At 69.9% G+C, this 23,495-nt stretch carries 24 protein-coding genes; 6 read left to right on the top strand and 18 right to left on the bottom strand.

The features are described from left to right. The 3 genes from DVR07_RS10165 to DVR07_RS10155 form a co-directional block, all read right to left on the bottom strand. The gene (locus DVR07_RS10165; protein ID WP_115796967.1) at window positions 1–1,482 is read right to left on the bottom strand and encodes an RtcB family protein; all 1,482 of its coding nucleotides are present in this window, start codon (window positions 1,480–1,482) and stop codon (window positions 1–3) included. Next, window positions 1,479–2,585, bottom strand: coding sequence for a DoxX family protein (locus DVR07_RS10160; protein ID WP_115796965.1), 1,107 nt, complete (start codon window positions 2,583–2,585; stop codon window positions 1,479–1,481). Before DVR07_RS10160 ends, DVR07_RS10165 begins: the two co-directional genes overlap by 4 nt. 103 nt (window positions 2,586–2,688) lie before the next feature. Then, window positions 2,689–3,102: an archease gene (locus DVR07_RS10155; protein ID WP_115796963.1), complete on the bottom strand. Its 414-nt coding sequence runs from the start codon at window positions 3,100–3,102 to the stop codon at window positions 2,689–2,691. A gap of 203 nt (window positions 3,103–3,305) precedes the next feature. Here DVR07_RS10155 and DVR07_RS10150 point away from each other — a divergent pair, with 203 nt between their 5' ends. Beyond that, window positions 3,306–3,794 (top strand): GNAT family N-acetyltransferase, encoded by a 489-nt coding sequence (locus tag DVR07_RS10150; protein ID WP_115796961.1) that lies wholly within the window; start codon window positions 3,306–3,308, stop codon window positions 3,792–3,794. A gap of 137 nt (window positions 3,795–3,931) precedes the next feature. Here the strand turns inward: DVR07_RS10150 and DVR07_RS10145 are convergent, their stop codons facing one another. Genes DVR07_RS10145 through DVR07_RS10135 form a run of 3 tightly spaced genes read right to left on the bottom strand, consistent with a single transcriptional unit; the run spans window position 3,932 to window position 6,559 of the window. Further along, the gene (locus tag DVR07_RS10145; RefSeq protein ID WP_115796959.1) at window positions 3,932–4,999 is read right to left on the bottom strand and encodes a DUF4350 domain-containing protein; all 1,068 of its coding nucleotides are present in this window, start codon (window positions 4,997–4,999) and stop codon (window positions 3,932–3,934) included. Further along, window positions 4,986–5,894, bottom strand: coding sequence for a S49 family peptidase (locus DVR07_RS10140; protein WP_205410984.1), 909 nt, complete (start codon window positions 5,892–5,894; stop codon window positions 4,986–4,988). Before DVR07_RS10140 ends, DVR07_RS10145 begins: the two co-directional genes overlap by 14 nt. Beyond that, window positions 5,891–6,559 (bottom strand): outer membrane lipoprotein-sorting protein, encoded by a 669-nt coding sequence (locus tag DVR07_RS10135; RefSeq protein WP_115796957.1) that lies wholly within the window; start codon window positions 6,557–6,559, stop codon window positions 5,891–5,893. Before DVR07_RS10135 ends, DVR07_RS10140 begins: the two co-directional genes overlap by 4 nt. Window positions 6,560–6,763: 204 nt before the next feature. On the opposite strand from DVR07_RS10135, the gene DVR07_RS10130 reads away from it, so the two are divergent. The 3 genes from DVR07_RS10130 to DVR07_RS10120 all read left to right on the top strand — a co-directional run bounded on the left by DVR07_RS10130 (window position 6,764) and on the right by DVR07_RS10120 (window position 10,276). Further along, a complete protein-coding gene (locus DVR07_RS10130) occupies window positions 6,764–7,687 on the top strand; it encodes a site-2 protease family protein (protein WP_115796955.1) in 924 nt (307 codons plus the stop codon). Window positions 7,688–8,032: 345 nt separating this feature from the next. Continuing rightward, on the top strand, window positions 8,033–9,190 hold the full coding sequence (priS, locus tag DVR07_RS10125; RefSeq protein WP_115796953.1) for a DNA primase small subunit PriS: 1,158 nt from the start codon (window positions 8,033–8,035) through the stop codon (window positions 9,188–9,190). A 132-nt stretch (window positions 9,191–9,322) separates the two neighbouring features. Beyond that, window positions 9,323–10,276, top strand: coding sequence for a DNA replication complex subunit Gins51 (locus tag DVR07_RS10120; RefSeq protein WP_115796951.1), 954 nt, complete (start codon window positions 9,323–9,325; stop codon window positions 10,274–10,276). 312 nt (window positions 10,277–10,588) lie between these two features. Here the strand turns inward: DVR07_RS10120 and DVR07_RS10115 are convergent, their stop codons facing one another. Then, on the bottom strand, window positions 10,589–12,853 hold the full coding sequence (locus DVR07_RS10115; RefSeq protein ID WP_115796949.1) for a CDC48 family AAA ATPase: 2,265 nt from the start codon (window positions 12,851–12,853) through the stop codon (window positions 10,589–10,591). Further along, a complete protein-coding gene (locus DVR07_RS10110) occupies window positions 12,850–13,095 on the bottom strand; it encodes a DUF7127 family protein (RefSeq protein ID WP_115796947.1) in 246 nt (81 codons plus the stop codon). The genes DVR07_RS10115 and DVR07_RS10110 overlap by 4 nt, the downstream gene beginning before the upstream one ends. Window positions 13,096–13,315: 220 nt before the next feature. On the opposite strand from DVR07_RS10110, the gene DVR07_RS10105 reads away from it, so the two are divergent. After that, on the top strand, window positions 13,316–14,095 hold the full coding sequence (locus DVR07_RS10105; RefSeq protein ID WP_115796945.1) for an alpha/beta fold hydrolase: 780 nt from the start codon (window positions 13,316–13,318) through the stop codon (window positions 14,093–14,095). An 80-nt stretch (window positions 14,096–14,175) separates the two neighbouring features. Here DVR07_RS10105 and DVR07_RS10100 read toward each other — a convergent pair whose 3' ends face one another. The 4 genes from DVR07_RS10100 to DVR07_RS10085 form a co-directional block, all read right to left on the bottom strand. Continuing rightward, the gene (locus DVR07_RS10100) at window positions 14,176–14,898 is read right to left on the bottom strand and encodes a ZIP family metal transporter (RefSeq protein WP_193570127.1); all 723 of its coding nucleotides are present in this window, start codon (window positions 14,896–14,898) and stop codon (window positions 14,176–14,178) included. A gap of 174 nt (window positions 14,899–15,072) precedes the next feature. Further along, window positions 15,073–15,888 (bottom strand): 3-methyl-2-oxobutanoate hydroxymethyltransferase, encoded by an 816-nt coding sequence (gene panB, locus DVR07_RS10095; protein WP_115796943.1) that lies wholly within the window; start codon window positions 15,886–15,888, stop codon window positions 15,073–15,075. A gap of 93 nt (window positions 15,889–15,981) precedes the next feature. Continuing rightward, on the bottom strand, window positions 15,982–17,490 hold the full coding sequence (locus DVR07_RS10090; RefSeq protein ID WP_115796941.1) for a multicopper oxidase family protein: 1,509 nt from the start codon (window positions 17,488–17,490) through the stop codon (window positions 15,982–15,984). Continuing rightward, window positions 17,487–17,831, bottom strand: coding sequence for an SHOCT domain-containing protein (locus tag DVR07_RS10085; protein ID WP_240318872.1), 345 nt, complete (start codon window positions 17,829–17,831; stop codon window positions 17,487–17,489). The genes DVR07_RS10090 and DVR07_RS10085 overlap by 4 nt, the downstream gene beginning before the upstream one ends. 172 nt (window positions 17,832–18,003) lie before the next feature. Here DVR07_RS10085 and DVR07_RS10080 point away from each other — a divergent pair, with 172 nt between their 5' ends. Beyond that, on the top strand, window positions 18,004–18,261 hold the full coding sequence (locus DVR07_RS10080) for a DUF5822 domain-containing protein (protein WP_115796939.1): 258 nt from the start codon (window positions 18,004–18,006) through the stop codon (window positions 18,259–18,261). Between the two features lie 459 nt (window positions 18,262–18,720). On the opposite strand, the gene DVR07_RS10070 is transcribed toward DVR07_RS10080, so the two are convergent. The 6 genes from DVR07_RS10070 to DVR07_RS10045 all read right to left on the bottom strand — a co-directional run bounded on the left by DVR07_RS10070 (window position 18,721) and on the right by DVR07_RS10045 (window position 23,297). Then, window positions 18,721–19,284 (bottom strand): HAD family hydrolase, encoded by a 564-nt coding sequence (locus tag DVR07_RS10070; protein ID WP_115796936.1) that lies wholly within the window; start codon window positions 19,282–19,284, stop codon window positions 18,721–18,723. 76 nt (window positions 19,285–19,360) lie between these two features. Beyond that, on the bottom strand, window positions 19,361–19,768 hold the full coding sequence (locus DVR07_RS10065) for a hypothetical protein (protein WP_115796934.1): 408 nt from the start codon (window positions 19,766–19,768) through the stop codon (window positions 19,361–19,363). Between the two features lie 121 nt (window positions 19,769–19,889). Then, window positions 19,890–21,017: an acyl-CoA dehydrogenase family protein gene (locus DVR07_RS10060; protein WP_115796931.1), complete on the bottom strand. Its 1,128-nt coding sequence runs from the start codon at window positions 21,015–21,017 to the stop codon at window positions 19,890–19,892. A gap of 99 nt (window positions 21,018–21,116) precedes the next feature. Beyond that, complete coding sequence (locus DVR07_RS10055; protein WP_115796930.1) at window positions 21,117–21,506, bottom strand: hypothetical protein; 390 nt, start codon at window positions 21,504–21,506, stop codon at window positions 21,117–21,119. 28 nt (window positions 21,507–21,534) lie between these two features. Continuing rightward, on the bottom strand, window positions 21,535–22,029 hold the full coding sequence (locus DVR07_RS10050) for a DUF7344 domain-containing protein (protein ID WP_193570126.1): 495 nt from the start codon (window positions 22,027–22,029) through the stop codon (window positions 21,535–21,537). Between the two features lie 11 nt (window positions 22,030–22,040). Beyond that, window positions 22,041–23,297: a carboxylate--amine ligase gene (locus tag DVR07_RS10045; protein ID WP_240318871.1), complete on the bottom strand. Its 1,257-nt coding sequence runs from the start codon at window positions 23,295–23,297 to the stop codon at window positions 22,041–22,043. Window positions 23,298–23,495: the final 198 nt, after the last annotated feature.

The raw sequence follows: 23,495 nt of genomic DNA, 5'->3' as shown, positions 1-23,495 counted from the left end.
CTACCCCTTGATGTTGCAGACCGGGAACGTCCGGGCGACCTTGTCGCCGATGCCCAGCGCGTCCGAGACCCGGACGACCTCGTCGACGTCCTTGTAGACGCCCGGAGCCTCCTCGGCGACCGTGGCGCCGCTCTGGGCCTTGACGTAGATGTGCTCCTGCTCGAGTTCGTCCTGGACGTCGCCGCCCCAGTAGTCCTGCTTGGCCTGCGTCCGGCTCATGGTCCGGCCCGCGCCGTGGGCGGTCGAGCCGAACGTCAGGTCCATCGACGCCTCGCCGCCCCGGAGGACGTAGCTGCCGGCGCCCATGCTGCCGGGGATGATGATGGGCTGGCCCACGTCGAGGTACGCGCCGGGGACCTCCTCGTGGCCCGCCGGGAAGGCCCGGGTCGCGCCCTTCCGGTGGACGTAGAGCTCCCGCTCTTCCCCATCTTCCACGGTATGAGTCTCCTTCTTCGCGATGTTGTGGGCCACGTCGTACAGCAGGTCCATCCCGAGCGACTCCCAGTCGGAGCCGAACACCTTCTCGAACACCTGCCGGGTCCGGTGCATGATGAGCTGGCGGTTGACCCACGCGAAGTTTATCGAGGCGCACATCGCGTCGTAGTAGTCCTCGGCGAGCTGGCTCCCGGCCGGGGCGGCCGCGAGCTCCTTGTCCGGGAGCTGCGAGAGTAGGCCGGCGTGGGCCTTCTCGATGTCCCGGAGGTAGTCGGTGCAGACCTGGTGGCCCAGCCCGCGGCTCCCGCAGTGGATGAGCACCACGATCTGGTCCTCCTCGAGCCCGTAGGCGTCGGCCACGTCGTCGAGGTAGGTGTCGGTGACACGCTGGACCTCGAGGAAGTGGTTGCCCGACCCGAGGCTCCCGATCTGATTCTTCCCGCGGTCCTTTGCCTTCTGGGAGACCTTCGCGGGGTCGCTGTCGTGGCGCACGCCCTCGTCCTCGCAGTGGGCGAGGTCCTCCTCGACCGCCCAGCCCTCCTCGAGGGCCCACTCCATCCCGCGGTCGAGGATGGCCTCGACGGTGTCGATGTCACCCTCAACGACGCCGCCCCCGCCGAGGCCCGAGGGGATGTTCGCGAAGAGGGCGTCGACCAGTTCCTCCTCACGTCCCTGTACGTCCTCGTAACTGAGGTCGGTCTTCAGCATCCGGACGCCGCAGTTGATGTCGTAGCCGACCGCTCCCGGCGAGATGCAGCCGTCCTGGGCGTCGATGCCGGCCACGCCGCCGACCGGGAAGCCGTACCCCTGGTGGCCGTCGGGCATGCAGACGTTGTACTTCCGGACGCCGGGCAGGTGGGTGGAGTTCTTGAGCTGTTCGAGGGTCTTGTCGTCGGCGATCTGGTCCAGCAGGGTCTCGCTGGCCAGCACGCGCGCCGGGACGCGCATGTCGCCCTCTTGTGGAATCTCCCAGACGTAGTCGCGGACCTCGTGGAGCGTCACGTCGCCCGCCTCGTAGGTGGTGTCTTCCGCGTCGTCCGTGGTCATACCCGTCCGTTGGGCGCGGACGCCGAAGTGGTTTCGCCATCCGCTCCGGCGTGGGACCTGTCACCAGACGCGAACTCCCGGAGCCAGCTGTCGACAGCGAGCGGCCCCGACCCCGTGATGAACAGCATCGACACCATGCCGAACAGCGAGACGTGGGCCAGCACGGGGTCGTCGGCCAGCCCGAACAGCGTCAGCGTGAGCATGGTGAACGCGGTGGCCGCGGTCGCGCGGGTGAACAGGCCGGCGAACAGCGCCGCGCCCACGGCCATCTCGGTCAGCCCCGCGCCGACGACCCACAGGCCCGCGTCGACCGGCACCACGGCCGTCAGGTCGTACTTCTCGACCACCGCGAGCGCCGGGCCCGGCGCGAACAGCTTCTGGGTGAATCCCAGGTAGAAGAAGTTGAACCCCAGCGCCAGCCGAACTAGCGTGGGAGCGTACCGCCGCCGCGAGGCGGTCCGGTCGTTCAGCCACGACGACGCGCGGTGGACCGGATCGAAGCGCCCGTAGAGGGTTCCCTCGGCGTCGGCGACCCGCTGGAGCATGTGGTCGGCGCTGGGTCGGCCGCCGCCCAGTAGCGCGACGGCCAGCAAGCCGCCGACGTACTCGCTGGCGAGCACGAGCGCGGGCTCGGCGAGCAGGCCGACGAGGTACGCGCCCAGCCCGACCAGCGCCACCGCCCGCGTCGCCAGTCCGAACAGCAGGAGGAACCCGACGGCGACCTGGAGGACCCTCGCCTCGGCATTGACGACCGGGCTGAAGAAGTAGCCCGCGAACCCCGCGCCGACCAGCGGCAGGCCGATCGAGAGCCGGAGCATCCACGGCACGAGGTCGTCGTACCCCCGGAGCGTCTCGCGCAGCACTTCGAGGTCGCGCTCGGCCGGTCGGAATCGGAGGTAGGCGACGAGTGCGACGGCGACGGCGAGGCCGCCCCCGCCGAGGAGCGCGGCGTTGAACGGCTCCGAGACCACCTCCGCCAGGAACGCGAGCGCGTCCCCGACGTCCGCCGCGCTGTCGACCACGTACTTGACGTGCGCGCTGGCGGTCCCGGAGACCGCGAGAAGTGCCGCGAGCGAGCAGACGCACCGCCGTCGCCAGTTCATAACGGTTGAGTTTGACCGAGGCGGCGTAAAAGTCCCGCGTCCATCCGGGCACCGGGTATCATCCGCGCAACCCGATTGGACCGTCACTCGTCGAAGCAGTCGGTCACACGTCGAAGACCACGTACGCCCGCCAGCCGTCGTCGGTCTCATCCAGGGCCATCTCGGAGTAGGTGACCGCCTTGAGGTCGCGCGCCCCCAGGCCCGCCAGCGGGACGCCGCGGGCGCTCCCCGTCAGCGTCCACTCGTCGGCCTCCCGTCGGACGACGGCCTCGTTGTCCACCGGCAGGACGCCGCGGACGTCTCGCTCGTAGATGAGTTCGTCGAGGTAGTCGAACAGCAGCGCCTCGCGGCCCTCGGCCCGGACCTCGACGTCGAACCGCTCGCCACCCGACGCGGGGACCTCCTCGCACATCGCGGCCGCCATCCCGTCGGCCGCCGCGGCGAAGGCCCCGCCGAGCGTCGGCCCCGTCGCCTCGACCGCGACGTCCGCGGTGTGGTCGCGGAGTTCGTAGCTCATACGCCACGCCACGCGGCGCCGTCGGAAAGGTCTCGCCATCTCGGACGAGTCCCTTCTCGTCGACATTCCGCCCGCTCGGTCGACTCCCCTCGCGTCGACATCCCGCCGTCTCGGTCGCACGGGCGCGCTGACCGGCGCCACGGCCCGGCCGCTCGAACCTCGGGGCGGTGGAATTATATTGGCCACGAACCTACGCCAAACTAGTGAGCGTCAACGTCGACACCGAAATCGCTCGCCCCGGTGACGACAGTTACGTCGACGGGGCGTGGGAGCTCAAAGAGCACATCCGGCAGTCCGAGGACGTGCTGAAACAGCGCAAGGGCTTCTTCACCGACGCCTACCGGCGCTCGACGGTCCACCTCCTCGTGACGCGCGACGACGCCGACGAGCAGCTGATGGGGTTCGCCGCGGTCCGGCGCGACGGCTACATCCTCTTTCTCGCGGTCGCGCCCGAGTTCCGGGGAGAGGGCGTGGGCAAGCGCCTCGTGGGCCGGGTCGCCGAGAACCACGAGAGCATCACCTGCCACGCCCGCGCCAGCAACGAGAACGCGCTGGGCTTCTACGAGCACCTGGGGTTCGAGGTCGAGCGCCACATCCAGAACTACTACGAGGACGGCGGCGACGCCTACTACCTGAAGCTCGGCGGGAACGGCGGGCTCACCGAGAAGCTCTCGGAGTTCATGCGCGGGTGACCGGCGCGCCGGTCGACCCGCGAACGGCCGCCGGTAGTCGGCTCTCACTTCCTCACTGCCGGAGTGTTACTTCGCTCAGCGCTGCTACTTCGCCGTGACACCGTCCGCGAACCATCGAAAGAGAATAGCCGGTAGATTCAGGTCGACGTCGAGTTGCCCGACGCGTCGCCGGTCTGTGTGGGCAGTCCGCCGCCGTACCTCGTGCTCGTACCGGCCCCGGTCGAACCGCCCGCGGCGGGCACGCCCGACCGCTTCTCGCCGGTCACGAGGAAGCTCGCGAGGTTCCCGACGAACGCGTCGTTGTCCGCGACGGTCGCGCTCGCTGGCGCGAGGAAGTCGGTGTCGCCGACCGCGGTCAGGTTCCCGTTCCGGGCCGCGACCGCGTGGTCGCCCTCCCGGCGGGTCGCGGAGAGCCGAGTACTCTCGGCCTCGAACAGCGGCGTCGCCTCCGGGCCGAGCGTCAGCGCGGCCGCCCTCCGAAGCACGACGCGGTCGGTCCCGGCCGTCAGCGGGTCGCTCCCGGTTCCGTTGACGTAGACGCTCTGGAAGTGGTTCGCGTTATCCGCCATGTCGTACAGGTAGCCGGTGTCGAACGAGACGTCGAACCGCGCGGCGAGGTTCGTCGGCTGACCGGGGGTCACCGACGACGTCGAACTGCTGCCGATCAGCGGGAGAGACGTCCCCGACGACCCCGAGGAGCCGACCGGGTCGGCCAGCACGAGCACCCGGCCGCCCGCCTCGGCGAACGCCTCGATGGCGTCTATCTCGCTCTCGCTGTAGGCGCTCCCGGGATTCATGACGACGAAGGCGTCTGCCGACCGGAGCGTCGCGTTGAGCGACGACCCTGAGGACCCGGCCGAGAGCGCGCTGTAGCTCTGCCCGGCGCCGCTGTGGAACCGGACGTCGTGACCGCCGGCGATGAGCGCGTCGACCAGCGGCTGTATCTGGCCCTTCTCCACGGCGTTGGCGTGGCTCCGGTCGACGACGACCGTCTTCGACTCGCCGGCGTCGGGCACGGCGACCGTCCCGTCGTCGGCGACCGGCGTGGCTTGCAGCGATTCGGACGTGAACGCCGTGGCGTTCGGCGCCGCGGACGCGTCGGTCGGGCCGCCGGTGAGCGTGCCGACCGCCACCGTGCTGCCGATGACGACGACGGCTATCAGCGCGAACGCCCCGACGCCCTTGAGCAGGTCAGTTCGTTGCATTCGGAGTCACCTCCTGTGTTTCCGCGGTCGGTCGGTGGAGCTGTCCGTGGAGCATCAGGTACTGGACGCTGTCGACGCGGGTCGCCGCGCCGGTCGCCGACGTCTCGGCGGAGCTGCTGAGCCCGATCTGGCTGAGGACGCTCGGGGTCGGCGACTCCATCCGGACGGTCCGGTAGTCCGAGAGGTCGGCTCGCTCGGCCGACGCAGCGATCGCGGCGTCGAGGCCGCCGACCTCGTCGGCGAGGCCGACCTCGATGCCCCGGGAGCCGGCGTAGAGCTTCGCGTAGGAGATCTCCTCGGCGGTGAGTTCGAGCGCGTCGCCGCGCTCGGCGACGACGGAACCGACGAACGCGCGCCGGAGCGTCTCGACCCGGCGCCGGACCTCGGCCTCGGTCGCGGACGAGACCTTGTCGGGGCCGCTCGCTATCTGGCCGGCTATCTCCTGCTGTGACGGGACGACCGCCCGGACGCCGACGCTACCGACGGTGCTCGCGGGCGTGACGAAGATGCGGTCGGCCGGGGAGGCCGTGTAGTAACCGCCCGAGGCCGCCGACCCGGTCACGCTGACCGTGACCGGCATCACCTGTTCGGTCCGCTTGACCGCGAGGTACAGCTGTTCGCTGGCTGACGCCGTCCCCCCGCGGGTGTTGATGTCGAGCGTGACGGCCTTTATCGAGTCGTTCTGCCGGGCCTCGCGCAGGTCCGCGACGGTGGCAGCCGCGGTGTCGCCGGTGATGGTCCCGTGGACCTCGATGACCGCGACCGTGCCGTCGGGCGCCGTCGCGGCGTTCCAGGCGAACGGCGCGACCGCCGCGCCGACCAGCAGGCCGAGCACGCCGAAGACGACGACCGGCCCGCCGAGGCGGTCCACGACGGAGGGCTGGCTCGGCTTCACGCCGCGACCCTCCCGTCGGTCGGCGTCGCGTTCGCCACCGAGAGCGAGGTGTTGGTGAACCGGAGCGTCTCGGTTATCTCGCCCGACTCACCCCGCCACGTCGAGACGACCCGGAGCGGGACGCGGCGCTCGGCGTCGATCCAGACCCGGCGCTCGACCAGGTTGGTGGCCGTCTCGTTGGCGGTCGGTTCGAGCGCGAGCACCACGGCGGCCCGGCCGTCGAGGACGGTCGTCCCGCTGTAGGTGACGTTGTTCGTCCGGACCAGGTTCGCGGCGACCGCGCCGTACGAGGCGGGCGTCTCGCCCACGGCGGTCTCGGCCTGGGCCGCGTCGGTGGCGAGCAGCGTCGACGGCGTCGGATCGTCGACGACCGTGACGGTGCCCGCTCGCGGGCCGGTCTCGTAGGCGATGCGGAGCGACTCGTCCTTCACGAAGCGGAGGGTCGCCCGCGTCGTGGCGGTGCTGTCGCCGACCGAGACGGTTCGCTCTATCGTCGTTCGGTACTCGTCGAGCGAGTCGTAGCGCGCGTCGACCTGCCTGGCGACCGACCGGGGGTCGTCGACCGAGGTCCCGACGGACCCGAGACACCCGGCGGTCAGGAGGAGACCGACGGCGCCGACGAGCAGAGCGCTCCGTCGGCGGTGCGGCAAGCGGTTTGGAGACATGCGCCTGTCATTTTCAAGGCACGGGTTAAAAATGTAGTAGTTTCGTCTCACTAACAAACTACGACGCCGCGACGATTCGGTGCCGACCTGATTCGTACCGCTCGGGCGTCTCGGGTCCTGTCATCGGCGTCTCTTCATGAGGCGAATCGGAATTTCTCTAGGGCTGCCAGAACAATTATGTGCCGAACGTGCGCCAAATCGGTCATGTCGCCTCCGGCACGCGAGCGTCTCGACCGCGTCGAGGCGCGGCTGAACCGCGCGCTCCCCGGCCCGGTGAAGGTCGGCCTCCTGACCCTCTACCTGTTCTCGACGGCGACCCCCGACCTGCTCGATGCGGCGGCGAGCCACCCGGCGTGGGACCGGTGGACCGACGCCGGCGTCGCCGCCCTGCTCGCGCTCCAGGTCGGCGGGATGGCGCTGCTCTCGGTCGCGGCGTGGCGGGCCCTCGGCCAGCCCCGGGTGACCCCGCTCAACGACCCCGCCAACACCGTGGCGGTGCCGGGTCTCAACGACTTCATGCCGGTCGCTGCCGCGCCCTACGTCGTCGCCGGCCTGGTCGTCGCCACCGTCGTCCACGAGGTCGGCCACGCCGTCGCGTGTCGACGCGCCGGCGTCGAGGTCGAGGAGTGGGGCGTCGCGCTGCTGCTCGGCGTCCTCCCGGTCGCGGCGTACGTGCTGCCGGCAGCGGCCATCGACCGCGCCCCAGTGGGCGCCCGGATGCGACTGTACGCGGTCGGGGTCTTCCACAACCTCGTGGTCGCCGTCGCCGCGCTCGCGGTCCTCTACTCGCCGCTCGCGGCCGGTCCGCGCGAGACCTACATGGCGTACTTCGGGTGGGCGCTGGTCGGCGGGGCGCCCCCGACCGCCGCGACGCTGGGCGCGCTCGGCGCCCTCACGAACTTCTGCTTCTGGCTGGCGCTGTTGAACGCCAACTTCGCCCTGCTGAACGCCCTCCCGGTCTCGATGTTCGACGGGGGCCGGGTGCTGGCGCTCGCGCTCCGCGAGGTGGCCGACCGCGCGGGTGTCTCACTGTCGCCGGTCGCGCAGTCGGCGGTCGTCCACGGCGCGTCGGTCCTCGCGCTCGGTCTGGTGGTTCTCGCTGTCGTCGGACCGCTGCTGCCGTTTTGATAAGAAGTGATGGCGGAGTTTACTTTCGACCAGCGACGACGGGAGAACCATACACTCGGAAGCGCTCGACAGGCCACACCACCGTTTGGGTGGACTGAAAGGGGCCGCCCGGTCGCGTTTACCTGGTCGTCTGCGGGACCGCTATCCGAGGCGAGCGGAGCGAGCCGAGGATATGTCCAGCAGCGACCGCGACCGGGCGGGGGCTTTCGGAAACGAAATCACTACCTCGTTCTCTCAATCCCTGACCAGAAATCGCCCGAGTTCTCCGTCACGCCAGTTCCCAAACACCACCCTCGCGGCGATAGACAACGCTTTTAGACGCGGCCCGAGCATGGACGAGACAGCATGGAAGAGCGCACCCGGGCGTACCTCCGCGGCCGGTTCCGGGACCACTACCGCCGGTCGGAGGTGTCCCCGCCGCCGGACCACGAGGCCCGCGAGTGGGGCTACATCCCCTGGACCGCGGGGCCGACGACCATGGTCCGCCACCAGTCGCTGCTGGAGCTCGGGGACCTCGGCGACTTCCTCCGGCGCGAGCGCCCGCGCCACGTCTACTTCTCGGCCGGGCGCTACGACGACCCCGGCGCCGACGACATGGAGGCCAAGGGGTGGCGCGACTCCGACCTCGTCTTCGACATCGACGCCGACCACCTCTCGGGGGTCGACCCCCAGCGCGACGCCTACGGCGAGATGCTCGCCGCGGGGAAGGCCGAGGTCGAGAACCTCATCGACCTCCTCGACGCCGACTTCGGGTTCGAGGACCTGACGGTCGTCTTCTCGGGCGGCCGCGGGTACCACGTCCACGTGCGCGACGAGGGCGTCCGCGACCTCGACCGGGACGAGCGCCGGGAGGTCGTCGACTACATCCGCGGCGAGGGCATCGACCTCGACGCCATCCAGCGCACCGAGATGGGCGGCACCGCCACCCGCCGGGTGCTCAAGAAGGACGGCGGGTGGGGCCGCCGGGTCCACCGCGAACTCCTCGCGCTGGCCGACGAGCTGCTCGCGATGGACGACGAGGACGCCCTCGACCGCCTCAAGGAGTTCGACCGCATCGGCGACGGCCGGGCGAAGACCATCCTCGGTGCCGTCTCGGAGGACTACGAGGAGCTCGCGAGCGGGAACGTCGAGCGCGGCGGGCCGGGCATCCGCCAGCTCGCGAAGGTGACGACCGAGCGGGTGGTCGCCGAGCAGTCGGCGGCCATCGACGAGCCCGTCACCACCGACCTCCGGCGGCTCATCCGGCTGCCGGGCAGCCTCCACGGCGGCACCGGCCTCGAAGTGACCCGCATCCCCCGAGACGAGGTCGGCGACTTCGACCCCTTGCGCGACCCGGTGCCCGAGACGTTCGAGGGCCACGAGGTGGCGGTCGAGGTGACCGAGCCCGGACCGGTCGAGCTCAACGACGAAAGCTTTACCCTCTCGGCCGGTGACGTATCGGTTCCCGAATACGTGGCCGTCTTCCTGATGGCGCGCGGCCGGGCCGAGAAGGGCCGCGAATGACGGAGGGCGGACCGACGACGCGGCGATTCGACCGACGCGACGGCCGCCGCGCGCCCTCGCGCGGCGCCCCAGACCGACCGAACGACGCGACTCCACCGACGAACGCGACGGAACGGCTATGACAGGACGACGATGAATCTGGACGAACTCCGCACGGTACAGAGCAAGGAGCGGTCGAAGGACAGCCTCCAGCACCTGCGGGAGTCGTTCTACGCCGACGTCGCCGACTACATCGCCGACCTCAAGGACCAGCGCGAGCGCGCGGCCGAGCGGGCCGACAGCCCGTTCGACGACCCCGAGGTCGAGCAGTTGACCGACGAGATAAACACCGCCGAGGACGTGGTGGAGGCCATCTACGAGCGCCGCGTCGGCAAGATCGTCAAGCGCGCCAGCCTCGCCGCCGCGGGGATGCCAGCCGACGAGGACGGCCTGACCAGCGAGGAGCAGGAGCTGTTCGGCGAACTGGTCGACCGCATCGAGGAGAACAAGCAGGACGTGCTCGACATCCTGGCCGGCGAGGCCGACCCCGTCGACTCGTCGCCGACGCCCACGCCCGCCGACGCCGAGTCGGGGACCGAACCGACGCCCGACCCCGGCAGCGGCGCGCCCGCCGAGGAGTCTACTCCGGATCCCGGCGACCCGCCTTCGGCGAGCGCGGACTCGTCGGACACAAGCGACTCCGGTGAAGACGTGAGCGCCGCCGACGTGATGGGCGGCGACGACACGACCGACGCGGCTTCTGGGAGCACCGCGTCGGGTGGCGGCGCGGCAGCCGACGATGACGCGCGCCCCGGGGCAGCCGAGGCGGTTGCGGTCGCCGACGGACCCGACTCCGAGCAGTCGTCCGAGCCAGGCGACGGAGCGGCACCCTCCACGTCGGCCTCCGATGCAGACGCAGATGCCGACTCGGACGACCCGATGGCGGGGCTCGACGAGCGAACTACCATCCGGATCACCGACGACGTCGGCGAGATTTTCGGCGTCGACGAGCGCACCTACGACCTCGAAAGCGAGGATGTGGTGACGTTACCGGAAGCGAACGCGGAGCCCCTCGTGGAACGCGGGGCTGCCGAGAAATTGGAGTAGTCGGTGCTATTTGTCGGGAATCAGCAGTCGATACGCTCGGGTCTGTCGTTCCATTCTTGAAAAATCATCATACCGCCGGAGTACACCGTTACTCACCGCGAGCGAACGGAGTGAGCGAGCGGACCAAGGGAGGACCACCGGAGGACCTTCGGTCCTCCGAGCCTTCGGCGCTCCGCGCCGAAGACGCAGGGACGACCGCAGTGTTTTTCATGAAAGTTTTGCCAGGGTGCGGCGTTCAGGCCGCACCCGCCGGGACGGCGAAGCCGTCCCGAGCCCTCGTTCGCTGCGCTCACGAGGACGCAGCAAAAGGTTCTACTGGAACGTCCGACCCAGCTGGTCCTGCTCGGTCTCGGGCTCGGCCGAGTCGAACTGCTCTTCGATCTCGTCGTAGCGCTCCTTGGTCTCCTCGGTGACGCTGGGCGTCACCTCGTCGAGCGCCTGCTCGAAGTGCTCGCGGTTGATGCGGACGTTCCCGACGCTCTCGCCGATCTCCTCGGGGTCCACGCTGTGGATGAACTCTCGACTGGCGGCCATCGACGCCTCGCGGGTGACCGCCTCGATGTCGGCGCCGACGTAGCCCTCGGTCTCGCCGGCGAGCCAGTCGAGGTCGACGTCGTCGGCGACGGGCTTGTCGCGGGTGTGGACCTCGAAGATGGCGCGCCGCGCGTCCTCGTCGGGCACCGGCACGTGGACGTGGCGGTCCAGCCGACCGGGCCGCAGCAGCGCGCTGTCGATGAGGTCGGGCCGGTTCGAGGTGGCGATGACCACGACGTCCTCGAGCTCCTCGAGCCCGTCGAGCTCGGTCAGCAGCTGGGAGACGACGCGCTCGCTGACCTGCGAGCCGCCGCCTCCGCCGCTCCCGCGCTCGGTGGCGATGGAGTCGATCTCGTCGAAGAACACCACCGTCGGGGCGTTCTCCCGGGCCTTGCTGAACACCTCGCGGACGCCCTTCTCGGACTCGCCGACCCACTTCGACAGGAGCTCGGGCCCCTTGATCGAGATGAAGTTGCTGTCGGCCTCGTTGGCGACGGCCTTCGCCATCAGGGTCTTGCCCGTGCCGGGCGGGCCGTACATCAGCACGCCCTTGGCGGCCTGCATGTCCAGCTCCGCGAACACCTCTGGGTACTCGAGCGGCCACTGGATGGTCTCCCGGAGGCGCTCTTTGGTGTCCTCCAGGCCGCCGACCTGGTCCCAGGTGACGTCGGGCACCTCGACGAAGACCTCCCGGAGCGCCGAGGGCTCGATGCCCTTCAGGGCCTCCTTGAAGTCCCGTTCGGTGACCTGCAGCGAGTCGAGCACGTCGGCCGGGATCTCCTCGGACTCGAGGTCGATCTCGGGCCGGATGCGCCGGAGCGCGTTCATCGCGCCCTCCTTTGCGAGGTTCTCTAAGTCCGCGCCGACGAAGCCGTGGGTGTTGTCGGCGTACGCCTCGAGGTCGACGCCGTCGGCCAGCGGCATCCCGCGGGTGTGGACCTGCAGGATCTCGAGCCGGCCTTCGCGGTCCGGCACGCCGATCTCGATCTCGCGGTCGAACCGGCCGGGCCGCCGCAGCGCGGGGTCGATGGCGTCGACGCGGTTCGTGGCCGCGATGACGGTCACTTCGCCCCGCGATTCGAGGCCGTCCATCAGCGAGAGCAGCTGGGCCACGACGCGGCGTTCCACGTCGCCGCCGGCCTCGTCGCGCTTCGGGGCGATGGAGTCGAGCTCGTCGATGAAGATGATGGCCGGCGCGTTCTGCTCGGCCTCCTCGAACACCTCGCGGAGCTTCTCCTCGGACTCCCCGTAGTACTTCGACATGATCTCGGGGCCCGAGATGGTCTGGAAGTGGGCGTCGATCTCGTTGGCGACGGCCTTCGCCATCAGGGTCTTGCCCGTGCCGGGCGGGCCGTGGAGCAGCACGCCCTTCGGCGGGTCGATGCCGAGCCGGCTGAACAGCTCGGGGTGGCGCATCGGGAGCTCGATCATCTCCCGGACCTGCTCGAGTTCGCCCTCGAGGCCGCCGATGTCCTCGTAGGCGACGCTGGGCGTGCCTTCGGGGCTGCCCGCGCCGCCCTGCGCGATCTCCTCGGCGGCGCGCTCGCTGATGTTGATCTCGGTCGAGTCGGTGACGACGACCGTCCCCTCGGGGTCGGTGCTGGCGACCTTCAGCGGGATGGACTGGCCCGAGCCCATCCCCATCAGGCCGAAGCCGAACGGGACGTTCTGGCCCTGCGTGATGGCCTGTCCGCTGAGCTTGTCCCGGATGTGGGGCGTGATGTCCCCCCGAATCTGGAGGTTCTGGGGGAGCGCGATGGTCACCGAGGAGGCGGGCTTGACGTCGGCCTTCTCGATGGTGACCTTGTCGTCGATGCCGACGCCGGCCTCCTGGCGGAGCTGCCCGTCGATGCGGACGACACCGCGGCCCTCGTCCTCGGGGTAGCCCGGCCAGACCCGGGCGACCGCCCGGCCCTGGTTCTTCCCCTCGATGACTATGTAGTCGCCGTTCTCGACGCCGAGCTCGTGCATCGACTGGCGGTCGATGGCGGCGAGTCCGCGCCCGGCGTCCTTCTGCTTCAACGGCTTGACAGTGAGTTTCATAGTCCCACCTCGATAGTGAGTACGCCGTTGGTGATAAACGCTTCCGCCCCCTCCTCCGGGAGCTCGAGCTCCAGCTGCCGGGGGCCATCCTCGTCCTCGAAGACGACGATAGCGTCGCCCTCGAGGACGTCCACGGACGCCTCGCCGGTCATACCGAGGTCCGCCACGAGTACCTCGGCGTCGTCGTAGGCGTAGCGCCGCGCGAACACGTCGTCTCTGTCGGCGATGTGCTTCAGTGACATTTCAATCCTAACCTACAGTTAGTGGCTCTAGTACTTAAATGTTTCTCTGAAAAATCGCAGTAGGGCTCAGGGGTAGCCTGAAAACCGATGAATTGCGGTTCGGTCGGAAATCGTGACGGCACCGGTACCGTCCGACCTCCGGAGTCGGGGCCCGTGGACACCGCCCCGCGCTCCGGCCCCGACCGAGGTTATTTTGATGCGCGCGGGCGTCATCGACTCTATGGAACGAGTCACACACCACGGACGGACCACGGCCTACCGGGTCGCCGACCGGGGCGCCGAGGGGTCGCCGCTGCTCGCGGTCCACGGCTCCGGGGGCACCCACGAGGTCTGGAAGGGCCAGTTCGGCCGGCTGGCGAGCGACCGGCCGGTCGTCGCGCTCGACCTGAGCGGGCACGGCGAGTCCGACGACATCGACGCCGACCCCGGCTGGGAGGCGCTGTCGGCCTACGCCGACGACGTGCTGGCGGTCACCGAGGAGACCGGGGCGGGCGTGCTGGTCGGCAGTTCGCTGGGCGGGGCTGTCGCGCTCCGGATCGCGGTCGAACGCGACCACGACTTCGACGGCCTCGTCCTCGCGGGGACCGGCGCGAAGCTCCCGGTGCTCGACGACCTCCGGCGGTGGCTCGAGTCGGACTTCGACCGCGCGGTCGAGTTCCTCCACGGCGAGAACCGGCTGTTCCACGACGCCGACTCCCGGTACGTCGAGCTCTCGACCGAGGCGATGCGGGCGGTCGGGCGGGCGGTCACCCGACGGGACTTCGAGTCGTGCCACACGTTCGACGTGCGCGACCGTCTCGGCGACGTCGCGGTGCCGGCGCTCGCGGTGGTCGGCGAGAACGACCACCTGACGCCGCCGGAGTACCACCGCGAACTGGCCGACGAGATACCCGACGGTCGGTATCGGGAAATCGAAGGGGCGGCTCACCTCGCCATGCTGGAGGAGCCGGAGTCGTTCAACGCCGCGGTGCTGGAGTTCCTGGACGACGCGGGGATTTAGCTCCGGTCGCGACGCCCGACTCGGTGTCTGGCGGGCGTGGCTCCGAGGGGTCCGACTCTCCGAGCCGTTCGCTCGCCGGTTCAGTGTATCATATCGAGGAGGAAGATGAGGAGGAACCCGGCGAAGAAGAGGGTCGTCGACGTCGGCGTTTCGGGGACCTTCTGGGCTTTGACCAGGAGCTCCTCGGTCACCAGATACAGGAGCGCGGCCGAGCCGAACGCGAGTATGAGCGCGATCGGCGTTCCGCTAACCCCCTCCAAAACGAGAACCCCGGCCGTCACGCCGACGACCAACAGGAGCCCGAAGCTGGCGGGGACGGCGAGTTTCTTGAGCGTCCCCATCTCCTCCGGCAGTGCGATGACGCCGGCCACCCCGAGGAACAGCACTTCGATGGCGAGCGCCACCGCGATCAGGATCCCCGTGGCCGCCTGCGCCAGGAACGAGACGCCGATCAGGACGCCGTCGATGAGCATGTCGATACTCACGGTGATGAGCAGGCCCGCTGCACCCGCCACTTTCCCGCCGATCCCCCGTTTCTCGATGTACTTGCTGAGCCGATGGATACCGAGCATGGTGACGACGCCCATCGCGAATCCGGCGACGACCACGGTCGGCGCCCGCGCGTGCACGTCCGGCAGGAGTTCGGCCGAGACGGCAGCGAACACGACGCCCGCTGCGAAGTGTTGCACGTTACTCTCCATGTACGGGCCCGGCGGACGGTAGACGGCGATCAGGCCGCCGACGAGCGCGGCTACCACGGCCAACATCGTGTACGAAAGCGCCTGAACTAGTGTCCCGGCCATCTGTCCACTGCTTTCACGCACAGCCAATTGAGTGCTATCGCCGAGAGAGCGGTAGTCGGTCGGCGAACTATCGAAAACGGCCGTTCGAATCTTCTAGCGACCGAGACGAAACTGGTGATGCGTCCGTTTCCGCGGCGGGGAGGAGGGTCTTCCCGACACTCGCTCGATCCCTGCTCAGTAGATGTCGTCGATCGCTTCCTCGTCGTAGCTGTGCTCATCGGCCGGGAACTCGCCGGACTCCACCGCGTCCCGGAAGCCGGCGACCGCCCGCTCCATCTCGCTCCTGACGTCGCCGAACTGCTCGGAGAAGTAGGGGCTGCGGTCGCTCAGGCCGAACACGTCGTTGAGCACGAGCACCTGGCCGTCGGTGTCGGGGCCCGCGCCGATGCCGATGGTCGGGATCTCCAGCGCGTCGGTGATCTGGGCCGCGACGTTCGAGGGGACGTGTTCGAGCACCAGCGAGAACGCGCCGGCGTCCTCGTGGGCCTTCGCGAGCTGGAGCATCTCTGCGGCGCTCTCCTGGTCGGTGCCCTGCCGGAAGTAGCCCCCGAGCTGGTTGACCCGCTGGGGCGTCAGCCCGAGGTGGGCCATCACGGGGATGCCGAGGTCGACCAGTCGCTCGGTCAGGTCGACGGTGTGGGGGCCGCTCTCGAGCTTGACGGCGTTGGCGTCGGCCTCCTTGAGCATCCGGCCGCAGTTCTCGACGGCCTCGCTCCGGTCGACGCCGTAGCTCAGGAACGGCATGTCGGCGACCACCATCGCGTCGTCGGCCGCCCGCGCCACCGCCGCGGTCCGGCTCTGCATCTCGTCGACGGTCACCGGGAGCGTCGAGTCGTAGCCCAGCGCCGCGTTGCCCATGCTGTCGCCCACCAGGATCAGGTCCACGCCCGCCTCGTCGACGATCGCGGCGGCCGGCGCGTCGTACGCGGTCAGCATCGTGATCTCCTCGTCGCCCGCCATCTCCGCGAGGTCCTGAACGGTCGTCGCCATACCTGTGAACTCTCGTCCTCTCCGTTAAACGTATTCGATTCCGGTCGTTCGTGAGGGTTTTCGGCGCGATAGACGGTCCGCGGCGGGCCGAACTCAGCCGTAGGTCACCACCCGGGCCATTCCGGCCTCGAGGTGGTAGAGGTTGTGACAGTGGAACAGCCAGTCGCCGGGGTTGTCCGCCGCGAAGTCGAAGGTCACCTCCCCCATGCGCGGCGGGACGAGGACGGTGTCCTTCACGGCGTCGCCGACCTGGAAGAAGTGGCCGTGGAGGTGCATCGGGTGGACGACCGGACTGCGGTTTACCATCCGGACTCGGACGTGGTCGCCCGCCGACACCCGGAGCGGGTCGGCGTCGGGGTACGCCTGCCCGTCGATGAGCCACTCGTAGCCGCCGCCCATGCCCCTCGACAGCGTGAGGTCGAAGCGCCGGTCGGGCTCGCCGCCGATGCCCCGAATCGGATTCAGCGCGCGCAGGTCCTCGTACTGTAGCCGGCGGCCGCCCGACGAGACCGACTCCGGCGATTCGCTCCCGCTCCCCTCGTACGCGAGGACCGCACGCGCGGCCGGTTCGTCGCCGTCGACCGCGTCCGCCCGGAGTTCCCACGCGCCGGGGTCGTCCGCCGTCACCACCGCGTCGTATCGCTCCCCGCTTCCGAAGGCGAACGAGTCCACCGCGACCGGTTCGACCGGGCGGCCGTCGGCGTGACTGACCGAGAACTGGTGGCCCGCCAGACGGACCCGGAACGTCGTCGCGCTGCTCGCGTTGATGAAGCGGAACCGGACGCGCTCGCCCTCGCTCACGTCGAACGTCGGCGGGTCGGTCGGGAGACGGCCGTTGACCAGCAGCCCTTCGTACGGTGGCCGATGGTCGCCCATCCGACCCATCCCGCCGTCGGGACCCGATCCGGGACCGCCGTTCCCACCCCGGCCGCCACCGCCGGGGCCGTCCCCGCCCATTCCGCCTCTTCCGCCACCGCCGAACCCGGACGGCAGTCGGGGCTCGCCGTCGAGGTAATCGTCGAGGAGGACCACGTACTCGCGGTCGTACTCGACGTGCGGCGACTCCTCCTCGACGACGAGGGGACCGCCGAGGCCTCGGTCGAGCTGGAGGCCGACGTGACTGTGGTAGAGGTACGTCCCGGCCGGTTCCGCGCGGTACCGGTAGCTGAACGTCTCACCGGTCCCGATCGGCTCCTGGGTCACGCCCGGCACGCCGTCCTGGGAGTTCGGCACCGGAACGCCGTGCCAGTGAATCGTGGTCCCCTCCCGGAGTTCGTTCGTCACCTCGGCCCGAAGGAGGTCGCCCTCCTCGACCCGGAGCTCCGGACCCGGGAACTGCCCGTCGTACACCCAGTTCCGCGTCCGGGCGTCCGGACCGGGCCGGACGGTGCGTTCCGCGGCCCGGAGCCGGAACGTCTCGTCGGCGGGTCCCGAGGGCGTCTGCCGGGGCGTGGCGGTACCGTCGGCGTCGTTTCGGAGGGCCCTCCTGTCGCCGTCGTTCTGCTCGGTCGACTCCGAGACGCAACCGGCGAGTCCGGCGACGCCGGCGGCTCCGACCGCCCGGAGGACGGCACGTCGCGTCGCGCGGTGTTCGTCGGTCATCGGGGCGAGTCCCCCTCGTTGCGGAGTCGCTGGGCGCGGCGCTCGAACTCCTCGTCGCCGATCTCGCCGCGGGCGTACCGCTCTCGGAGCTCGGCGAGCGCCGGGTCCTCATCGCCCCCGCCTCCAGTCGTCTGCCGGGTAGTATCGGTCCGCGCGCCGGCGGTCCGCGTCTCGCCGCCGGTCGAGAGAGCGCGGACGACGAGGTAGACCGCGGTTCCGACGAGCAACAGCATCACCGCGAGACCGACGAACCCGAATCCGAACCCCCATCCTCCCGGTCCCATTCCGTTCCCCATCTGGCCGCCGCCCGTCTGAAGGGCGACGAGTGCAGTCGCGTTCACGGACGGAGGTACGGGTCACAGCCGTAAGTATTGCGCGGAGACTACAATACTGAAGGGGCTCGGCGAGCCGACGACGGGCTCCGGACCGGCTCGGCCGAGCGAACCGAGCCCCAGTCGCGCGGGACGCCGCAAATCTACAAGGTTTAAGCCCCGAGCGCCGCGCCTTCGAACCGTGCCCGAACCAGTCGAGACCCACGACCCCGAGGGCGTCGATTACGGGTGGGTGATGCAGACCACCTTCGTCCTCACTATCGTGGTCGGCGCGCCCGTCGTCGCGCTGCTGTCGTGGGTCGTCGGCGTCTCGCTGCCGACCTGGACGTCGCGGGTGTCGTTCGCGGTCCGGGTCGGCGCGCTGGTCTGGTTCGTCGTCGCGGTCGCCGTCTTCCTCTACGCTCGGCGGATGGAGGACGCGTCCGATTCGGCGTCGTGATCGTCTATTGGTTCTTCTAGCGTCGCAGTTCTCTGTCTCCTGTTGTCGCTTTGTATTCTGGTAACTGTAGGATAGAACCAGAACGACTACCGAGGCACAGTGAAGACGTTCCCGAAAGCCCCCGCCCGGTCGCCACCGGAAGACGTTCCTGCTCGCTTCGCTGCGCGGGCATGCGACTTCCGAGGTCTCGTTCGCTTCGCTCACGAGACGGTCGCTCAGCGACATATCCTCCGCTCGCTGCGCTCGCCGGAAGACGGTCCCCGTCGCTTCGCTCCTCGGCTGCGATTTCCGAGGTCACGCTCGCTCCGCTCGCGTGACTGCTTCGGATAGGGGTCGGCCAGGCGACCAGGTAAACGCGACCGGGCGGCCCCTTTCAGTCCACCCGGACGGTGACTTGCGTCACAGGGCGCCGTTCGTGGACTGCGTCACTGACCGTCGCGGCTTGGATGTCGAGCGTCGCTACACCCACTCGAACCGCGTCCCGGCGCGCTCGGCGGTCTCCTCGTCGCTGGCCGAATCGCCGACGAACAGCACGTCCTCGGGCGCGACGCCGAGTTCCTCGACCGTCGCGAGCAGCGCCCGCGGGTGGGGTTTGCGGTGGGGGACGGTGCCTCGACCCACGACGCTCCCGACGTGGGGTCCGAGGTCGTGGCGGTCGAGCGCGATGCGGACCGCGGCCTCGTGGTTGAGCGAGCAGACCCCGACCGGAATCTCGCGGGCGAGCAGTTCGTCGGCCAGCGGAAGGCGCTCGGAGACTCGGGCGCCCTCGCGCTCGGCCTCGGCGATGAGCTCGTCGGCCTCGTCGCCGACGCCCGCGTCCTCGGCAGCCGAGAGGAGGTCCCACGCGCTCAGCGGGTCGGCGTCGACGCCCTCCCGCTCCAGCAGGGCGACCAGCCGGCGTTCGACGTCCTGCCAGTCGACGTCGAGGCGGACCAGCGTGCCGTCGAGGTCGTACACCACCGCCGCGGGGTCGTCGGGCCCGGCGCCGTCCGCAACCGGCGTTCCGGCGTCGTCTCGGGTCACGGTTCGCGGTAGGACCACCGGCGAAAAAGGGGTATCGGTCGCTTCGGACGGCGCGCCCGTCGTCCCGCGCGAGCGGTCACCGGACCTCGGCCTCCACGGCCTCGACCAGCGCGGTGACGTCTGCGTCGGGGTCGACCGCGAGGAACAGCCCCTGCTGACCGACCAGCACTCGGATCAGCGCGACGTGGTCCATGACGGTGACGAACGACCGGACCTCGCCCGCGCTCCGGAAGATGTCGGCGAACAGGTCCCGCTCGGTGAAGTCGACGTGGACGAACGAGTGGACCTCCTCGAAGTGGTCGGCCATCGCCTCCCGGTCGCCGCCGTACAGCGCCACCGTCTGCTCGTCGGCGTAGAGAGTCCGGAACTCCTCGGGCGTGTACTCGACGCAGAGGCCCACCGCGGCGTCGGCCTCCTCGCGCGCCGCCGCCAGTGCCGCGTCCGCCGGGAAGTCGACGAGCGCGGAGGGTTCGGAGACGACCATCTCGTTCGTTCAGTTCCGGTCGGAATTAATAAACGTGCCGGTGGTTCGACCGTTGTTCGCGACCGGGTTCCGGCGGCGGTCGCGGGTCGGCTGCGCTCCGCCGGGCGTGCCGAGCGGTAACTTACTCCAGCACGTTCCGGGCGATGACCTTCTTCTGTATCTCGCTGGTCCCCTCGTAGATGGTCGTGATCTTCGAGTCCCGGTAGAGGCGCTCGACGTCGAAGTCGGTGGTGTAACCGTAGCCGCCGTGGATCTGGACCGCCTCGTTGGTCACGTCGACCGCGGCCTCGCTGGCGAAGTACTTCGCCATGCTGGCGGCCATCTCGACGTCCTCGCCCCGGTCGGCCTTCCGGGCGGCGTCCCGAGTCAGTAGCCGGGCGGCCTCCAGCCGGGTCTTCATGTCGGCGATCTTGTGCCGGATGGTCTGGATGTCGGCGATGGGCCTGTCGAACTGCTCGCGGTCCTGCGCGTACGCGACCGCCTCGTCGAGCGCCGACTGCGCGAGCCCGACCGACTGGCTGGCGATGCCGATGCGCCCGCCGGTCAGGATGTGGAACGCCGCCGAGAGCCCCCTGCCCTCCTCGGTCAGTCGGTTCTCCGCGGGAATCCGCACGTCGTCGAAGACGAGGCTCGTCGTGTCGCTGGCCCGGAGGCCGAGCTTGTCCTCCTTCTTACCGACCTCCAGACCGTCCGCGTCCTTCGGGACGACGAACTGCGTGACCGACCGGGGGTCCTCGCGATCGGTCTTGGCGAACAGGACGACGACCCCCGAGCGCTCGCCGTTGGTTATCCACTGCTTCTTGCCGTCGATGACGTACTCGTCGCCCTCCCGCTTCGCCTCGGTGGTCATCTCGGCGGGGTTCGACCCGGCCTGGGGCTCCGAGAGCGCGAACGCGCCCACGGGTCGGCCCTCGGCCATGTCGGGGAGCCACCGCTCGCGCTGGTCGGCGTCGCCGAACTCCGCGATGCAGGAGGTCGCCAGCGAGTGGACCGACAGCGCGGTCGCCACCGACAGCATCCCGTAGGCGACCTCCTCGTTGACGACGCTGTACGTCATCCGGTCGACGTCGAGGCCGCCGTACTCCTCGGGGACCGTGAGCGCGGTCATGTCGAGGTCTGCCAGTCCGTCCCACACCTCCTCGGGGAACCGCTGGTCCTCGTCGCACTCGGCCGCGGTCGGGCGAATCTCCTCGACCGCGAACTCCCGAACCACGTCCCGGATGGCCCGTTGCTCGTCGGAGAGCTCCATGTCCGACCTGTCGGGGAGTGCGTGGAAAAAGTTGCCTGTTCTGAGTTCCCCGTTCTGGGTTCCCCGTTCCGGCGACTCCTCCTCGCACTCCCACCCCGGTCACCCGCCCCCGTCCCGCGACTGCCCGCTGCGCGCGAGGAGGTACTCCTGGCACAGCCCCTCGACCACGACCCGGAGTTCGGGCTCCGGGAGGTCCGAGGCGGCGACGAGGTCCGGAAGCGCGGCCGTCGCCGCGACCAGGTGGTGGGCGCTGACCTCGACCTCGACGAACGCCTCGCCGTCGCGCTCGACCGGCTCGCCCTCGCCGAGCCGGACCGCGAGGTCGCGCAGGACGTCGAACTCCTCGAACGCCCCGGCGCCGGCCAGCGTCTCGACGTCGAAGTCCTCGTCCGGGGGCTCCGCGACGCCGTAGCTCGCGAGGAGGCCGGCGACGGCGTCGGCCAGCCCGTCGTACCGTCGCTTCCGGATCCGTATCGTGGTCGGGTTCATCGAGACGCTCCGTGGTCGGTCGCGGCGGTCATCGGCACTCCTCGCCCGCAGTTTCGTCCCCGGTCTCGTCGTCGTTCGCCGCGCACATCGGATTCTCGCCCGCCAACAGCGCCCGGAGGCGCGGGAGCTCCTCGGAATCGTCCGAGATCCGGCGGTCGAGCGACGGCGCCTCCCAGCTCCGGATCGTCCCCGTGCGGCCGTCGTAGTCGACCAGCCCGGCGTCCGCCAGCCGGGGCAGGTGGTTGTGATGCAGGTCGACGCGGACCCGCTCCCGCCGGTCCGCGGCGTCCGCGTCTGCTTCGTCTGCGTCTTCTGCGTCCGCGTCTACCGCGTGCGTCTTCGCCGCGTCCGTTCTCCCGGCAGCGTCCCACTCGCGCTCCCACTCGTCGACCCGGGCCGCGACGTTCTCGACTTCGAGGGTCCGGTCCTCGCCCACCCCCGCGAGGTGGTAGAGCACGTACCGGCGCCGGCGGTCCGCCAGCAGTTCGAGGACCGCGTCGAGCGACGACTGTCCTGGGTTCACTGTCACACCCCCTATCGCCGGAGCAGGGTCTGGAGGGCCACGCGGACCCCCGACGGTCGGTCCTCGACCGCTGCGGACGCCGGCGACGCGGTCGCCCGGTCACCGCGGAACGTCGCGACGGTGTTACGGAGGTCCCGGACGAACGGGCCCGGGTCGTCCGCGCTGAGGTAGTCGAACCGCGGGTGCCGGACGAGCGAGGCGCCGATCTCCAGCGCCCGACGCGCGAGCGAGGGCCGCTCGACGAGGGGGAAGTCGTCGGCCGCGACGCTGCGGAGGTGGAGGAGTTCGCCCCGCAGCAGGTGGCCGGCGACGCCGACCTCGTAGTCGGGCGCCCGGTCGACGGTCTCGCCGCCGGCCTGGCGCCAGTAGAGGTGGGGGAAGTCGACGCCGGCCTGGACCGTGAACGGGAGCGACGACCAGAACCGGGGGTTGACCTCCATCAGCTTGAACTCGCCGGTGTCGGGGTCCCGGAGGAACTCGACCATCGCCGCGCCGTGCCAGTCGAGTTCGTCGAGCAGGCGCCGGCCCGCAGACTCGAGTTCGGGGATGTCGACCGACTCCCGGTAGGCGCTGGGGCCGCCCGAGTACTTCCACCCCCGGCGCTGGCGGTGCTGGAACGTCGCGACCGCCTCGCCCTCGTCGTACAGCGCGAAGAAACCGTACTCGTCGGGCGAGGGGACGTACTCCTGGACCAGCGGGACGTGGCCCATCTCGGCGACCAGCTCGTCGCGGTCGAGCGTCTCGTCGGGCCCGACGTACCTGGTGGAGCTCCACTGGGCGCGGCTCTCGTCGAACCGGTCGGCGTACTCCTCGGCGTGGACGGTGTAGCGCGGCTTGACGATGACGTCGCGGTCCCGGTCGTTCCACTCGTCGATGGGCCGGGTCACGGGCATCCCCACGCCGGCGCGCCGGGCCGCGGCGAACAGCTCGACGCGGTCCTGCGCCTGCCGGAGCGCGTCGAGGTCTGGCCACGGCGCGCCCACGTGGTCGGTCAGCGCCTCGCGGTTCCGCGCCAGCGCGTACACGTCCTCCTCTCGGAACGGCAGGACGGTCCCGACGTCGTCGCGCCGGGCGAGGTCGACCAGCGCCCGCTCGTAGGCGAGCAGGTCGACGGTCGGGTCGGGAGCGGAGACGGTCTCGTCGCAGTACTTGGATGCGAACCCAGGCGGGGTCGCGTTCTCGGAGACGGCGATCGTCGGAACGCCGCGGCGGCCGAGCGAGCGGAGCCCGGCCGTGCTGCTCGCCGTGCCGATTGCCGGAACGACCACTCCCGCATTGGGGGGAAACCCGGGAGGGTTCATACGACAACCGAGGGGTTCCCCGGCTATTGTTATGCGGAACGTATCACTCTCGGTGTACGTCGCGCGGGCTCGCTAGGGAGTAACAAACGGCAGCCGTCCGGGGAGATTGGTGTTCTTGAAACTTGAACGGCCTTCTATATCGTGGTTTTGTGTGGGTGATTGAGC

The sequence above is a fragment of the Halorussus rarus genome, assembly GCF_003369835.1.
Classification (GTDB): Archaea; Halobacteriota; Halobacteria; order Halobacteriales; family Haladaptataceae; genus Halorussus; species Halorussus rarus.
Note: the sequence above shows the minus strand (reverse complement) of the source record. Positions and strands in the feature narration are given on the sequence as shown.

Excerpts from the sequence above, each read along its gene's own strand:
- DVR07_RS10100 (WP_193570127.1), bottom strand. The coding sequence starts at position 14,898 with ATGGCCGGGACACTAGTTCAGGCGCTTTCGTACACGATGTTGGCCGTG.
- DVR07_RS10090 (WP_115796941.1), bottom strand. The coding sequence starts at position 17,490 with ATGACCGACGAACACCGCGCGACGCGACGTGCCGTCCTCCGGGCGGTC.
- DVR07_RS10145 (WP_115796959.1), bottom strand. The coding sequence starts at position 4,999 with ATGCAACGAACTGACCTGCTCAAGGGCGTCGGGGCGTTCGCGCTGATA.
- panB (WP_115796943.1), bottom strand. The coding sequence starts at position 15,888 with ATGGCGACGACCGTTCAGGACCTCGCGGAGATGGCGGGCGACGAGGAG.
- DVR07_RS10055 (WP_115796930.1), bottom strand. The coding sequence starts at position 21,506 with ATGAACCCGACCACGATACGGATCCGGAAGCGACGGTACGACGGGCTG.
- DVR07_RS10135 (WP_115796957.1), bottom strand. The coding sequence starts at position 6,559 with ATGTCTCCAAACCGCTTGCCGCACCGCCGACGGAGCGCTCTGCTCGTC.
- priS (WP_115796953.1), top strand. The coding sequence starts at position 8,033 with ATGGAAGAGCGCACCCGGGCGTACCTCCGCGGCCGGTTCCGGGACCAC.
- DVR07_RS10120 (WP_115796951.1), top strand. The coding sequence starts at position 9,323 with ATGAATCTGGACGAACTCCGCACGGTACAGAGCAAGGAGCGGTCGAAG.
- DVR07_RS10130 (WP_115796955.1), top strand. The coding sequence starts at position 6,764 with ATGTCGCCTCCGGCACGCGAGCGTCTCGACCGCGTCGAGGCGCGGCTG.
- DVR07_RS10155 (WP_115796963.1), bottom strand. The coding sequence starts at position 3,102 with ATGAGCTACGAACTCCGCGACCACACCGCGGACGTCGCGGTCGAGGCG.
- DVR07_RS10060 (WP_115796931.1), bottom strand. The coding sequence starts at position 21,017 with ATGGAGCTCTCCGACGAGCAACGGGCCATCCGGGACGTGGTTCGGGAG.
- DVR07_RS10160 (WP_115796965.1), bottom strand. The coding sequence starts at position 2,585 with ATGAACTGGCGACGGCGGTGCGTCTGCTCGCTCGCGGCACTTCTCGCG.
- DVR07_RS10105 (WP_115796945.1), top strand. The coding sequence starts at position 13,316 with ATGGAACGAGTCACACACCACGGACGGACCACGGCCTACCGGGTCGCC.
- DVR07_RS10065 (WP_115796934.1), bottom strand. The coding sequence starts at position 19,768 with ATGGTCGTCTCCGAACCCTCCGCGCTCGTCGACTTCCCGGCGGACGCG.
- DVR07_RS10110 (WP_115796947.1), bottom strand. The coding sequence starts at position 13,095 with ATGTCACTGAAGCACATCGCCGACAGAGACGACGTGTTCGCGCGGCGC.
- DVR07_RS10115 (WP_115796949.1), bottom strand. The coding sequence starts at position 12,853 with ATGAAACTCACTGTCAAGCCGTTGAAGCAGAAGGACGCCGGGCGCGGA.
- DVR07_RS10165 (WP_115796967.1), bottom strand. The coding sequence starts at position 1,482 with ATGACCACGGACGACGCGGAAGACACCACCTACGAGGCGGGCGACGTG.